This window comes from Tsukamurella sp. 1534 (assembly GCF_000312385.1).
Taxonomy (GTDB): domain Bacteria; phylum Actinomycetota; class Actinomycetes; order Mycobacteriales; family Mycobacteriaceae; genus Tsukamurella.
The window spans coordinates 1,295,399-1,308,647 of sequence record NZ_HE997626.1 but is presented as its reverse complement, the minus strand read 5'-3'; the positions used below and the strand labels follow the sequence as shown (position 1 = coordinate 1,308,647).

At 72.0% G+C, this 13,249-nt stretch carries 9 protein-coding genes; 6 read left to right on the top strand and 3 right to left on the bottom strand.

Translation table 11 applies throughout. The features are described 5' to 3' along the window. Nucleotides 1-3 precede the first annotated feature (3 nt). On the top strand, nt 4-993 hold the full coding sequence (locus tag BN39_RS06375) for a bile acid:sodium symporter family protein (RefSeq protein WP_019201535.1): 990 nt from the start codon (nt 4-6) through the stop codon (nt 991-993). Between the two features lie 4 nt (nt 994-997). Here BN39_RS06375 and BN39_RS06370 read toward each other — a convergent pair whose 3' ends face one another. Further along, nucleotides 998-1,996 carry an ABC transporter substrate-binding protein gene (locus tag BN39_RS06370; RefSeq protein WP_019201534.1) on the bottom strand — a complete coding sequence of 333 codons (999 nt, stop codon included), beginning with the start codon at nt 1,994-1,996 and terminating at the stop codon, nt 998-1,000. Nucleotides 1,997-2,054: 58 nt separating this feature from the next. Beyond that, the gene (locus BN39_RS06365; protein ID WP_019201533.1) at nt 2,055-2,684 is read right to left on the bottom strand and encodes a YqgE/AlgH family protein; all 630 of its coding nucleotides are present in this window, start codon (nt 2,682-2,684) and stop codon (nt 2,055-2,057) included. A 75-nt stretch (nt 2,685-2,759) separates the two neighbouring features. On the opposite strand from BN39_RS06365, the gene BN39_RS06360 reads away from it, so the two are divergent. Together BN39_RS06360 and BN39_RS06355 are read left to right on the top strand one after the other, a co-directional pair. Beyond that, entirely contained in the window at nt 2,760-4,085 is a 1,326-nt protein-coding gene (locus tag BN39_RS06360) for an MFS transporter (protein ID WP_051158836.1), read from the top strand. Nucleotide 4,086: 1 nt separating this feature from the next. Continuing rightward, nucleotides 4,087-4,593 carry a hypothetical protein gene (locus BN39_RS06355; RefSeq protein WP_019201531.1) on the top strand — a complete coding sequence of 169 codons (507 nt, stop codon included), beginning with the start codon at nt 4,087-4,089 and terminating at the stop codon, nt 4,591-4,593. Between the two features lie 77 nt (nt 4,594-4,670). Here the strand turns inward: BN39_RS06355 and BN39_RS06350 are convergent, their stop codons facing one another. Then, nucleotides 4,671-6,128 carry a CCA tRNA nucleotidyltransferase gene (locus BN39_RS06350; protein WP_019201530.1) on the bottom strand — a complete coding sequence of 486 codons (1,458 nt, stop codon included), beginning with the start codon at nt 6,126-6,128 and terminating at the stop codon, nt 4,671-4,673. A gap of 74 nt (nt 6,129-6,202) precedes the next feature. Here BN39_RS06350 and BN39_RS06345 point away from each other — a divergent pair, with 74 nt between their 5' ends. Genes BN39_RS06345 through murJ form a run of 3 tightly spaced genes read left to right on the top strand, consistent with a single transcriptional unit; the run spans nt 6,203 to nt 13,244 of the window. Continuing rightward, on the top strand, nt 6,203-7,102 hold the full coding sequence (locus BN39_RS06345; protein ID WP_019201529.1) for an NUDIX hydrolase: 900 nt from the start codon (nt 6,203-6,205) through the stop codon (nt 7,100-7,102). Beyond that, the gene (locus tag BN39_RS06340) at nt 7,099-9,579 is read left to right on the top strand and encodes a hypothetical protein (protein WP_019201528.1); all 2,481 of its coding nucleotides are present in this window, start codon (nt 7,099-7,101) and stop codon (nt 9,577-9,579) included. The genes BN39_RS06345 and BN39_RS06340 overlap by 4 nt, the downstream gene beginning before the upstream one ends. Continuing rightward, the gene (gene murJ, locus BN39_RS06335; RefSeq protein ID WP_019201527.1) at nt 9,576-13,244 is read left to right on the top strand and encodes a murein biosynthesis integral membrane protein MurJ; all 3,669 of its coding nucleotides are present in this window, start codon (nt 9,576-9,578) and stop codon (nt 13,242-13,244) included. The genes BN39_RS06340 and murJ overlap by 4 nt, the downstream gene beginning before the upstream one ends. The last annotated feature ends 5 nt before the right edge of the window (nt 13,245-13,249 follow it).

Below are 13,249 nucleotides of genomic sequence, written 5' to 3'. Positions count from 1 at the left end.
GCGATGAAGAAGCTCCTCGACAAGCTGTCCATCGACGGCTTCATCGTCGCGATCTTCGCGGCCGTCGGCGTCGCGGCCCTGTTCCCGGCCGAGGGCGGCGCGGTGCCCGTGGTCGACGGTGCCGTCACCGTCGCGATCGCGATCCTGTTCTTCCTCTACGGCGCGCGGATCCACCCGCGCGAGGCGATCGCCGGCCTCAAGCACTGGCGCCTGCACGCCGTGATCCTGGGCTTCACGTTCGTCGTGTTCCCGATCATCGGCGTGCTGCTGCAGTTCCTGCCCGAGGCCCTGCTCATGCCCAGCCTGTACGCGGGCGTGCTGTTCATGACGCTGCTGCCGTCCACCGTGCAGTCGTCGATCGCGTTCACGTCGATCGCGGGCGGCAACGTGCCCGGGGCGATCGTCAGCGCGTCCGTCTCCAACCTGCTGGGCGTGTTCGTCACGCCGCTGCTGGTGCTCGCGCTCATGGCCACCACCGGCGAGGTGCAGTTCCACAGCAGCTCGATCGTGGACCTGTGCCTGCAGCTCCTTCTGCCGTTCCTGCTGGGCCAGCTGCTGCGGCCGTGGATCGCGGAGTTCGTGACCAGGCACGCGGCGGCGCTGAAGTACGTGGACCGCGGATCGATCGTGCTCGTGGTCTACGCCGCGTTCTCCGCCGGCATGCGAGAGCACATCTGGAGCCAGGTGTCGTGGGTGGGCGTCGTCCAGCTCATCGTGCTGTCCGTGCTGCTGGTGCTGTTCATGCTGTGGCTCACCCGGTTCTCGGCCGAGCGGCTCGGGTTCGACCGCGCCGACATGATCGCGATCCAGTTCTGCGGCACCAAGAAGTCCATGGCCACGGGCCTGCCGATGGCCGCGGTCCTGTTCGCCGGGCAGCCCGTGGGCCTGCTCGTGCTGCCGCTGATGATCTTCCACCAGATCCAGCTCATGATGTGCGCGTGGCTCGCCGCCCGCTACGGTCGCGAGCTGGAACAGGAACCCGCCCGGGTCTAGCCCGTCACGGCACCGCCGGCTGGGTCTCCACCTTCGCCAGCAGCGGCTCCAGGCGCTCCAGGATCCACGCGCGGCTCAGCGACGTGGGCTGGTTCATCGAGACGATCGTGTGCAGGTCCGAGACCATCGTCGTGCCGCCGCGCACCTGGGGGAGGCCGGAGTAGCCGCCCAGCTTCGCGAGGTCGGCGTCGGTGGCGCCGTTGGGGTAGATGGCCATGAGGTTGGCGCCGATCGTCGGCAGCTGCTCGAGCGAGACGGGGGTGCGCCCGCCCTGCATGCCGGTGTCGCTCGAGAACGCGGGGTTCTCCCGGATCGACTTCGGCAGCGCCATGCCCAGCTCGGCGAAGAACCGGTTGGTCGCGTCCGCCGGCTGCGCGACCAGGTTGAACGAGTTCGACGACGCGAGGTACTGCGCCACGACCGCCGATTTCCCCTGCAGCCCGGGATGCCGCTGGCGGACCCGGTCGATGTTCGCCTTGTCGTCGGCGAGCACCTTCGCCGCCTCACCCTCCTTGCCGAGGATTCTGCCCAGCGCGTCCAACTGCGTGTCCCACGCCGACGCGGTGCCGTCCTTCTCGATGCCGCCGAGCACCTTCGTGATCGGCGCGAGCCTGTCGTAGTTGGTGTTCACCACGAAGTTGTCGCCCACGAACAGCTCGGGCCGGTACTTCGCGACCTCCTCGACCGGCACCGTCTGCTTATCGGGCATCCGGATGATCGGCACCCCGTCGAGCCTGTTCCCGTGCCACGGCGCCGGCAGCGGCACCTGGCCCTCGACGACGGCGGTGGGCTTGATGCCGAGCGCGAGCAGGTTGTCGATCGAGTAGCCGTTGGCCACGATCCGGGTGGGGCCCACGGGGAACTCGGTGACGCCCTTGACCTGGGTGATCGTCACGGTGCCCGACGGTGCCGCCCCGTCGCCCCCGGGATCGGCCGTGCCGCAGCCCGTCAGGACCAGGGCCGCCGCGCCCAGCGCGGCGAACAGCGACGCACGCCTCATCATCGACTCCCATCCGTAGGTGGAGGGGAGCCTAACCTAATGCGAACCGAGAGCGAAAGGCTCAGTTGGTGGAGACGTCCACCGGGTGGGTGGCGAGCAGCGAGGTGGGGTAGCCCTGCCGGCGGAGGACCTTGCCCCACAGGTCCACCCGCGGGGGAGTGAGAACGTCGGTGTGCACGGCACTGCAGGGGATCCAGTCGTCGCGCTCCAGCTCGTCGTCGAGCTGCCCCATGCCCCAGCCGCTGTATCCGGCGAACACCCGCACGCCGTCCAGCAGCTCGTCCATCATCTCCACATCGGAGTCCAGGTCCACCAGCACGATCCGTCCGGCGACGGGCTGCAGCCCGCGGATACCGCTCACGTCCTGCCCGGCCTTCGCCACACCCAGGCACAACGCCGCCGACTGATTCACCGGCCCGCCCACGAACACGGCCTTCGGCTTGGCGGCCAGATCGTGCCACTGGGGGAGCACCCCGTGCACCGCGGACTCGCTGGGCCGGTTCAGCACCACGCCCAGGCTGCCGGACTCGTTGTGCTCGATCAGATAGACGACGGTGCGCGCGAACGTAGGCTCGATGAGCTCGGGGGAGGCCACCAGGAGCGTGCCCGCGGACACGGAGAAGCGCGCCTCCGAGCTCTCGCCCGACGAGGCGTCCCGGGGGGCGGATTCGTTGGAGCGATCGGGACCCACGTCCCCATCATGGCACGCATCCCAGCTGCGGGGTTGCACAACCCGGCCGACCCTCCGGTCGATACGCTGAACGGCGTGACAGACAGCGGCCAAGCCGTGGGCCGCGGCGCCGGTCACGCCGCCTGGCGCTCTTTCCGCGACATCCCCGACCTGCTCAGGCTCCTCGGAGTGCGACTGCTCAGCCAGTACACCGAGGGCCTGTTCCAGGCCGCGCTGGGCAGCGCCATCGTGTTCAACCCCGAACGCAACGCGACGCCCGCCGCGATCGCCGGCGGCCTCGCGGTCCTGCTCCTCCCGTACTCGGCGATCGGGCCCTTCGCCGGCGCCCTGCTCGACCACTGGGACCGGCGCAAGGTGTTCATCGTCGCCAACCTGATCCGCACCGCGCTGATCCTGCTGTGCGCGGCCGTCCTCGGGGCGGGAGCGGGGGAGACCGCGATCTTCGTCGTCGCCCTCGCCGTGGGCGGGGCCGGCCGGTTCGTCGCGTCCGGGCTCTCCGCGGCGCTGCCGCACGTCGTGGACAGACCCCAACTGGTCGCGATGAACTCCGTGACCACCACCCTCGGTGCGGGCGCCACCGCCCTCGGCGCCGGCACCGCCGTCGGGCTGCGCGCGATCTTCGGCTCCGACGACGCAGGCAGCGGCGCCGTCCTCGGCTGCGCCGCCCTCGTCGCGCTGTGCGGCGCGGCGCTCTCGGCCCGCTTCCGCCCCGGCGTCCTCGGCCCCGACCACGACGTGAACCCGCCCGGCGTGCGGCCCACCGCGCTCCGCGACATCGGCGCCGGCCTGGCGCACGGCGCCCTCGCGGCGTGGCGCGCACCGTCGGTCACCGCGGCCCTGAGCGGAATGGGGGCGCACCGCACCGTCTTCGGGTTCAACACGCTGATGCTGCTCCTGCTCACCCGGCACCACTTCACCGACGGGACGCTGGGCCTCGCGGGCTTCGGCGCCGTCGCGGGCGCGACCGCCGTCGGCATGTTCGTGGCCGCCGTGATCACGCCCCTCTCCGTGGCCCGCTGGGGGCGGCGCACCACCGTGGTGGGCGCGCTCGTCGTGGCCTGCCTTACCCAGCTGACCGTGCTCACGCTCGACTTCCTGGTGCTCGTGATCGCCGCCGGCGTGCTCGGCGTCGCCGGGCAGGTGGTCAAACTCTCCGGCGACGCCGCGATGCAGCTCGACGTGCCCGACGAGCGGCGCGGGCAGGTGTTCTCGTTCCAGGACGCCCTGTTCAACACCACCTTCGTCGCCGCGGTCTCGTTCGCCGCCGCCGTCGTCCCGTTCGACGGGGCGAGCCGCCCCCTCGCCGCGTTCGGGGCCGTGATCTACGCCGTCTCCGTCGTGACGGTGCTCGCGCTGTACCGACGGAAGGGAACCCCCGCCCCCGCCGGCGCGTCCAATTGATATGGGGGACGAGCTGCTCGAGTACTGGTTCGGGGACGGGGCCGGGCCGGTCAGCACGTGGCGCTCGCCCGCGGTCCACGGTGCGGTGGTCCTCGATTTCGACGGGGACGGGCGCGTCGACGACGCCATGATCGACCTGGACTCCGACGGCCGGGCCGACGTCTCCGCCCTCGACCTCGACGACGACGGGACCGCCGAGGCCCGCTTCCGCGACGCCGGCGACGGGCTCTGGGCGCTCGCCGACGCGAAACCCGCCGAGCGGGGCGGCGCACCGTCGAGCTGCCCGGTGCCGGGCACCGGCGCGGCGTCCCCCGGGAAGGCCGAGCCCACACCGCCGGAACCTCCCGGGCCCCGCGTCACCGCGATCCCCGCGGAGCCGGGCCGGCCGCCGCGGCAGGCGGTCGTGGACGGCGACGGGGACGGCACGCCCGACGTGTTGCTGTTCGACACCGACGGCGACGGCACCGCCGACGGCGCGGTGCACAGCGGAAAGGAGCGACCCGAATGACAGCGCACCACGTCGCACCCTCACCCGACACGACCGGCGAAGCGCTACGCACGGAGTCCGGGCTTCCACCCCGCTGATCAGCCCCGGCGCTCGGCCCACCACTTCTTCAGCTCGGCCTCGGCCTCGTCGCGGTCGAGGGGGCCGCGGTCCAGGCGCAGCTCCTTGAGGAACTTCCACGCCGCGCCCACCTCCGGACCGGGCTGCAGCCCGAGGAGCTCCATGATCGCGTTGCCGTCGAGGTCCGGGCGCACCCGCGCCAGATCCTCCTTGGCGGCGATGTCGTCGATCCGGCGCTCGAGCCCGTCGTAGGTGGCCTGCAGCCGCGCGGCGCGGCGCTTGTTGCGGGTCGTGCAGTCGGCGCGGACCAGCTTGTGCAGGCGGGGGAGCAGGGGACCGGCGTCGGTGACGTACCGGCGCACCGCGGAATCGGTCCATTGCCCGTCGCCGTAGCCGTGGAACCGCAGGTGCAGGAACACCAGCTGCGCCACGTCCTCGGTCACGGCCTTCGGATAGGCCAGGGCCCGCATCCGCTTGCGCACCATCTTGGCGCCGACCACCTCGTGGTGGTGGAACGAGACGCCGCCGTTGGGCTCGTGCCGGCGGGTGGCGGGCTTGCCGATGTCGTGCAGCAGCGCGGCCCACCGCAGGATGAGATCAGGATCCGACTCCTCCAGGTCGATGGCCTGCCGCAGCACGGTCATCGAGTGCCAGAACACGTCCTTGTGCTGGTGGTGCTCGTCGATCGCGAGCTTCATGCCCGGGATCTCGGGGATCACCCGTTGCGCGAGCCCGGTGTCCACGAGCAGCACGATCCCGTCCACGGGGTGCTCGCCCAGGATCAACTTGTCCAGCTCGGCGCGCACCCGCTCGGCAGTGATCCTGTCGATCTCGGCGGCCATGTCCGTCATGGCCGCGGACACCCGCGGCGCCACCTCGAACCCCAGCTGGGACACGAACCGGGCGGCGCGCAGCATGCGCAGGGGATCGTCGGAGAAGGACTCCTCCGGCGTGGCGGGGGTGTCGATCGTTCCGGCGAGCAGCGCATCGATCCCGTTCAGCGGGTCGTGGAAGTCCTCCGCGCCGTCGCGTCCGATGCGCACCGCCATGGCGTTGATGGTGAAATCGCGCCGCACCAGGTCGTCCTGGAGGCTCTCGCCGAACTTCACCACGGGATTGCGCGTAACGCGGTCGTACGCCTCGGCCCGGTAGGTGGTGATCTCGATCTGCTGGTCGTGGAACGAGGCGCTCACGGTGCCGAACTCGATGCCGGTGTCCCACAGCGCGTCGGCCCAGCCGCGCAGCAGGTCCTGGACCTGCTCGGGGCGGGCGTCGGTGGTGAAGTCGAGGTCGCTCGTCAGCCGGCCCAGCAGGGCGTCCCGCACCGAGCCTCCCACCAGGTACAGCTCGTGGCCGGCGTCGGCGAAACGCGTGCCCAGGGGCGCCAGCACGTCCGACAGCTGCTGCAGCGCGATGTGCGCGGCCGCCAGCAGGCGGGTAGCGCGCTCGGCACGCGCGTCGCCGGAGGTTTCTGTCACGACCGGCCAGTTTACCGGGCGACTCAAATCGCGGCGTGCGCATAACCGCGCCGACCGGCCAGTAGCATCGGGGGGTGACCTCAGCAGAATCAGCCGACTCCCCGGGGCGCCCGCAGCGGCCGGGTCCCGTCGGCGACTCTGCGAACTCCGGGGGCGGACGGCCCCGCCGGCGGCGTCGCCGCGGGGGCCGGGGGCGGGGCCGCGCGCAGCTCGCCGCCGTCACCGAACAGAAGACCGACACCCCGAGCCCGAAGGCACCGTCGAACCCCGAGAAGAAGGCCAAGTCCGACGGTGCGCCCAAGCAGAAGCGCCCGCAGGCCCAGCGGGGCCGCGCCCGGCCCGACGCGCGGGTCCGGACGGTCCGGGAGACGTCCGCCGGCGGCCTCGTGGTCGCGGGACTCGACGGTGACCGGGGCGAGCTCCGCGCCGCGCTCATCGGCCGCGTGGACCGCCGCGGGCGCACCCTGTGGTCGCTGCCGAAGGGGCACATCGAGACCGGCGAGACCGCCGAGGTCACCGCGATCCGGGAGATCGAGGAGGAGACCGGCCTCACCGGCGCGGTGCTCGCACCGATCGGCAAGATCGACTACTGGTTCGCCGTCGAGGGACGGCGCGTGCACAAGACGGTGCACCACTTCCTGCTGTCCTGGAAGAGCGGTGACCTGTCCGCGGACGACTACGAGGTCTCCGAGGTGGCCTGGGTGCCGCTGGATCAGCTGGCGGCCCGCCTCACCTACTCCGACGAGCGCAAGCTCGTGGCCACCGCGCGCTCCGTGATTCGCGACCTCTCCGCGGACCCCGCCGAGTTCGCGGCCCGCGTCGCCGCGGAACCGCGCACCGAGCCGTCGGCCTACGAGAAGGCCGCCGCGGAGCGCAACGCCGTCCGCAACGATCCGCCGAAGCCCCGGCGCAGGCGCGGCGGCAGGCGCTCGCGCGGGCGCCGCGGAGGCGGAGGCGGGAGCGGTCAGACGTGATCCGGTCGGCCCGCCTGCTGTGCGTGCTGACGCTTCTCGTCGCGCTGACCGGCTGGGCCGTCCCGGCCCGTGCGGGGATGCCGGACGCCCAGTTCGTGCGGATCTCCATCGACGAGATCACCCCGCAGGTCACCGAGGACTCGCCCAACGAGGTCACGGTGCGCGGCACGGTCACCAACTTCGGGGACCGCGACGTCAGCGACCTGGACCTGCGGGTGCAGCGCGCCCCCGCCGTGGCGACGTCCGCGCAGCTGCGCTCGGACCTCGTCGCCGACAACAACGCCTACGACACGCTCGGCCGGTTCGAGCCGGTCTCCAAGGTGCTCAAGCCCGGCCAGAAGACCGGTTTCCGGATCTCCATCCCGGTCCGGCCCACCGACAGCGGCGGCGGCCGTGACCTTGGCATCGACCGGCCGGGCGTCTACCCGATCCTGGTGAACCTCAACGGCAAACCCGCGTACGGCGGGGTCGCGCGCCTCGACGATTCCCGCACCATGCTGCCCGTGCTGTCGCTGCCGCAGGGCGGGACGCGGGCGCCGGGCACCGTCGAACGCCCCGTCACGAGCTCGCCCACCCAGATGACCATGCTGTGGCCCCTGGCCGACAACCCCAAGCTGGCGGGCGGCGTGCCCGGCGGCGGTGAGACGCCCGTCCGGCTGGTCGACGACGCTCTGGCCGACTCCCTCAAGGAGGGCGGCCGGCTCGACGGGCTGCTGCGGGCCTACGACGAGGCCACCCGCGGCCCGGACCCCCGGCGCACCGCGATGCGCTCCTCGGCGTGCCTGGCGATCGATCCGGACCTGCTGGTCACGGTGCAGGCGATGACTGCGCCGTACCGGGTGTCGAAGGACCCCTCGGATCCCAAGAGCCCCAGCACCGCGGGCGCGGGATCCGACGCCGCGACGGGGTGGCTGGACGAGCTCAAGCGGATCGCGGGGGACTCCTGCGTGGTGGCGCTCCCGTTCGGCCAGGCCGACCTGGAGGCGCTCGGCCGCTCCGGGGAGCCGTCACTGCAACGCGCGGCGATGGACACCCCCGCCGACGTCATCGATTCGATCCTCGGTGTGAAGTCGGTGCGGGGCATCACCCTCCCGGCGTCGGGGGTCCTGCTGTCCGACGGTGCGCGGCAGCTCAAGGCCTCCGACTCGACGGCCACGGCGGTCGCGGCGACCGCCGTCGGCGGGCCCGCGCAGGGACGCGCGGCCGCGTCGGGCATCGTCCCCGTCGGCCAGGGCATTGGGGCGGCGCTGTTCGACCCGTACGTCACGACCGCGCTCGCGGCGATGGGCGGCGGCGAGGAGAAGGGCGTCGACCCCGGGACCGTCGGCGCCACCCCGCAGTCGGTGGTGTTCGACCTGGCGGAGGAGTCCCGGGTTGCGCGCCGGCAGGCCGCGGTGGGCGCGATCCAGGCCTCCGCGCTCGATCCGACCCAGCGCTACGCGCCGGCCGACGGCTGGGCCGCGACCACCGTGAACGACCCGATCTCGACGGTCACCGGCCGCACCGCACTGGTGATGCCGCCGCAGGTGTGGGCCGCCGGGTACGACGACGCCCGCGCCGTGCTCGACGCGGCGTCGTCGCTGTTCGAGGAGGGGCTCGCGGGGCCGCGCACGTTCCGCGACGTGGTCGCCTCGGCGCAGTCGGCGGGCCGGGATCCGGTGCGGGCCGCGGACCCGTGGACGCTGCGGCAGCCGAACGGCACGACCACCTCGCGGGTCTCCGACCGGATCACGTCCTCCGCCGCGGAGCACGTGCGGCAGGTCGACCGTCTCGGGGCGTCGCTGCTGCCGCTGCCGAAGACGCCGCTCACGCCGCGCATGTACACCTCGCCGCTGCGCGAGGACGCGGTGCGCGCGCTGCGCTGGTCGTCCTCGAGGTCCGCGGTCGACGGTGACGCCACCCTCCGGATGGCGGCGGCCCGGACGTCGCTGACCTCGCAGCTGTCGTCGGTGCGGTTCCTCAACCCGGGCGGCTCGTACACGCTGGCCTCGGACAAGTCGCCGCTACTCATCGTCGCCCGGAACGATCTGCCGCTGCCGATCCGCACCGTGATCCACCCGTCGGCGCCGCCCGGCGTCACCATCGACACCTCCGAGGTGCAGGAGCTGCCGGCGCGCGGCACCCGGCAGATCGAGCTGCCGACCACGGTGAACTACTCGAAGAAGATCGACGTGCAGCTGTCGCTGCGGACCAGCTCCGATATGACGCTCGGGGACCCCATCCGGGTGTCGGTCCACTCGAACGCCTACGGCCGCCCGCTGTTCATCATCACGTGCGCGGCCGGCGTGCTGCTGGTGCTGCTCGCCGGACGCCGGCTGTGGCACCGGTTCCGCGGCACCCCGGACCCCGCCGACGAGGACCGGCCCGACGCGGACGAACACGACCGCATCCTGGCGAACAGTTACGCTGCACACCGTCACCCCGTCGACGCGCTCGACGAGGACGAAGCAGAAGACCCGGACCCGAAGGACCCATGAGCCGCGCCCAGCCCCGGCAGATCCCCCCGAGCGAGGGCGGCGACGCCGCCCAGAGCTCCGGGGCGACGAACAGCCTGCTGCGCTCGACCGGTTCCGTCGCCGTCGCGACGCTGACCTCCCGGATCACCGGCTTCCTCCGCACGGTGCTGCTGGCCGCCGTGCTCGGCCCGGCGATCGCGTCGGCCTTCTCCGTCGCCAACACGATGCCGCAGCAGGTGTCGGAACTGGTGCTCGGGCAGGTACTCGCCTCCCTCGTGATCCCGGTCCTGGTGCGGGCCGAGATGGAGGACAAGGACCGCGGCCAGGCCTTCTTCGAGCGCCTGTTGACGATGTCCCTGGCGGTGCTGGGCATAGCTCTGGTCATCTCGCTCGCCGTCTCGCCGTTGCTGGTCGACTGGCTGGTCGGGGGCAGTAAGGTCAGCGAGCCCCTCACCCAGGCCCTCGTCCTGCTGCTGCTCCCGCAACTCGTCTTCTACGGCCTGTCCGCGCTGTTCACCGGCGTCCTCAACGTGCACGGCGTGTTCAAACCCGGCGCCTGGGCGCCCGTGGCCTGCAACGTCGTGCAGATCAGCACGCTGGCGCTGTTCTACCTGATGCCCGGCGAGCTCACGCTGGACCCGGTCCGGATGGGCGATCCGAAGCTGCTGGTACTGGGCATCGGCAGCACGCTGGGCGTGGTCCTGCAGGCGTTCATCCAGATCCCCGCGATGAAGCGGGCCGGGGTGAAGTTCCGCCTGCGCTGGGGCATGGACGACCGGCTCAAGCACTTCGGGACGATGGGCATCGCGATCGTCGTGTACATCGCGATCTCGCTGGCCAGCTACTACGTGTCGACGCCGATCGCGGCGGACGCGACCGAGGGCGGCCCCGCCATCTACCAGTACGCGTGGCTGGTCCTGCAGCTGCCGTACGGCGTGCTCGGCGTCGCCCTGCTCACGGCGGTGATGCCGCGGCTCGCCCGGCACGCCGCATCGGGCAACCGGGCCGCGGTGATCGACGACCTGTCGGTCGCCACCCGGATCACGATGATCGCCCTGGTCCCGATCACGGCGTTCATCACCGTGTTCGGGCCGTCCATCGGCCGCGCCCTTTTCAACTTCGGCAACTTCCCGCCGGAGGCCGCCAACAACCTGGGCACACTGCTCTCGTTCGAGGCGTTCGTGCTGATCCCGTACGCGATGGTGCTCATTCATCTGCGCGTGTTCTACGCGCAGGAGCGGCCGTGGACACCCGTGGTGATCGCGCTCGTGATCACCGTGGTCAAGGGCGCGCTGTCGTTCGCGGCGCCGCTGGTCACCGACGACGGCAACCGCGTGGTCGAGCTGCTCGGCACCGCCACCGGCCTGGCGTACGCCGCCGGCGCCTTGATGGGCTGGATCCTGCTGCGCAGGTCCATGGGGCCCATGCAGCTGACCAACGTGGCGCGTGTCCTTCTCCAGACCACCGCGGTCTCCGCGCTGGTGGTGCTGACCATCTACGCGGTCATGCAGATCGACGGTCTGCAGAAGATGGACAAGAGCGGACCTTTCGGCGCACTGGTCTACCTTGCGATCGCAGGCGTGCTATGCATGACGCTGATCTATGCGCTACTCGCGTTGTGGCGTGTGCCGGACGTGCTGGCGATCCTGGCACCCCTGCGGCGCATCGTCGCCAGGTTCGTTCCGGCGCTGCGGCAGCCCGCGCCGCCGGAGCCCGCCGCGCCGGCCAGCAGCGTCCCCGACACCCGGGAGATGCGTCTCGACGAGCTGGAGGCGTTCGCCAACCTCCGCCGCGAGGAGATCACAGCCCAGCTGCCACGGATCGCCGACGACATCGGCCTCCCGTATGCTGGTCAAAGCCATGTTCCCCGCCGGTCGCAGGCCCGTGCCGAACATTCGACCGCGGGCCTCAGGTACCGCAGAAGAGGAGCATTCGCAGTGACCGAGGACGACTCCGCACGCCACTCCGGGCCCGACGCTTCGAGCACCGGTCAGATGCGCCTGCCGTCCACGCAGCCGCCCGCCCAGCCGGACGGACCCGCCGCCCTGGAGTCGGGGGACGACGCGCCCCGCGGCCCCGAGCTGATCCCGGGTGCGGTCGTCGCCGGCGGCCGCTACCGCCTGATCGAGCACTACGGCGGCATCCGCGGCCTCCAGTTCTGGCAGGCGCGCGACATCAACCTCGACCGCGACGTCGCGCTGACCTTCGTCGACTCCGAACAGCGCTCACCGGCGCCGGACCGCGGCGCGCAGATCAGCATGCGCGGCGAGGGCCCGCAGTCCATCCTGTCGCGCACGCTGCGCCTGGGCCGGGTGCACTCGAACGGTCTGGCCCGCGTGCTCGACGTGGTGCGCGGCAGCTCGGGCGGCATCGTCGTAGCCGAGTGGATCCCCAGCAGTTCCCTGGCCGACGTGGCCGGCACCCACCCGTCGGCGATCGGCGCGGCGAAGGCGGTGCGGGCGCTCGCGGGCGCCGCCGAGGGCGCGCACCGGGCCGGGGCGGCGCTGTCCGTCGACCATCCGGACCGGGTGCGCATCTCCCAGGACGGGCACGCGTACCTCGCGTTCCCGGGCACCCTGGCGGACGCGTCGAAGGAGTCCGACGTCCGCGGCCTCGGCGCTGTGCTGTACGCGCTGCTCCTCGAGCGCTGGCCGCTCGACGATGCGACGGGCCGCGTGGTCACCACCGGCACGGGCACCGTGGCCGGCATCCGGCAGGCCGACGCCGATCAGAACGGCAACCCGGTCGAGCCGCGGGACGCCAAGCGCGACATCCCGTTCGAGATCTCGGCGGTGGCGACGCGCACGCTGGAGGGCGGCCAGGGCATCCGCACCGCGGCCACGGTGCAGCAGCTGCTCGATCAGGCGTCCGTCGTCGATGTGAAGACCGATCTGCTGGCGCCGGTGCGGGCGAACACCGAGGCGCCGCGGCAGGCTCCGCAGGCGGTGAACGCGGCCCCCGAGCCGAAGCCGGACGCGCCGCGGCCGTCCCCGGCGCAGCGGCTCCAGTCGGCGAAGGCCGCCACCCTCGGCAAGGGCGAGAAGCGCAAGAAGAACGTGCCGCTGCTGGTCGTCGCGGCCTGCGCCGTGGTGCTGCTGCTGATCATCCTGTTGACCCTGTTGATCAGCAAGCTCACGTCGGGCGGCGACACCCAGTCGAGCGTGGGCTCGCTGTACACCTCGAGCGCGCCGGCGGCCACCGATGCGGCGGCGCCCGCCGCGCCGGGCATCGGTGCCGCGGTGAAGGCGTCGTCGGTGAAGCTGGTGGATCTGTCGTCCGGCGCCGCCGACTCGTCCTCGAACATCAAGAACGTGCTCACCGGGGAGAGCCCGGGGTGGAAGACCGACACCTACCGCGCCGGGCCGATGTTCGGGAACCTCAAGAAGGGCGTCGGCCTCATGGTGACGCTCGACAAGGCGGTGTCGCTCACCGGCGGCACGATCACCTCGCCCAGCCAGGGCAGCACCGTCGAGGTGCGCTCGTCCTCGAAGGACACGATCAAGTCGCTCGACGAGACCGCCCTGGTCTGGTCGGGCGCCATCCGCCCCGGCGGCGAGAACAACTTCCACGTGAGCACGGTGGCCCCGCGCACCAAGCACGTCCTGGTGTGGATCACCGGCCTCACCAAGGTGTCCTCGAACGAGTGGTACACCACCATCAACAAGGTGTCGTTCCAGGGCTCCTGAGCCCC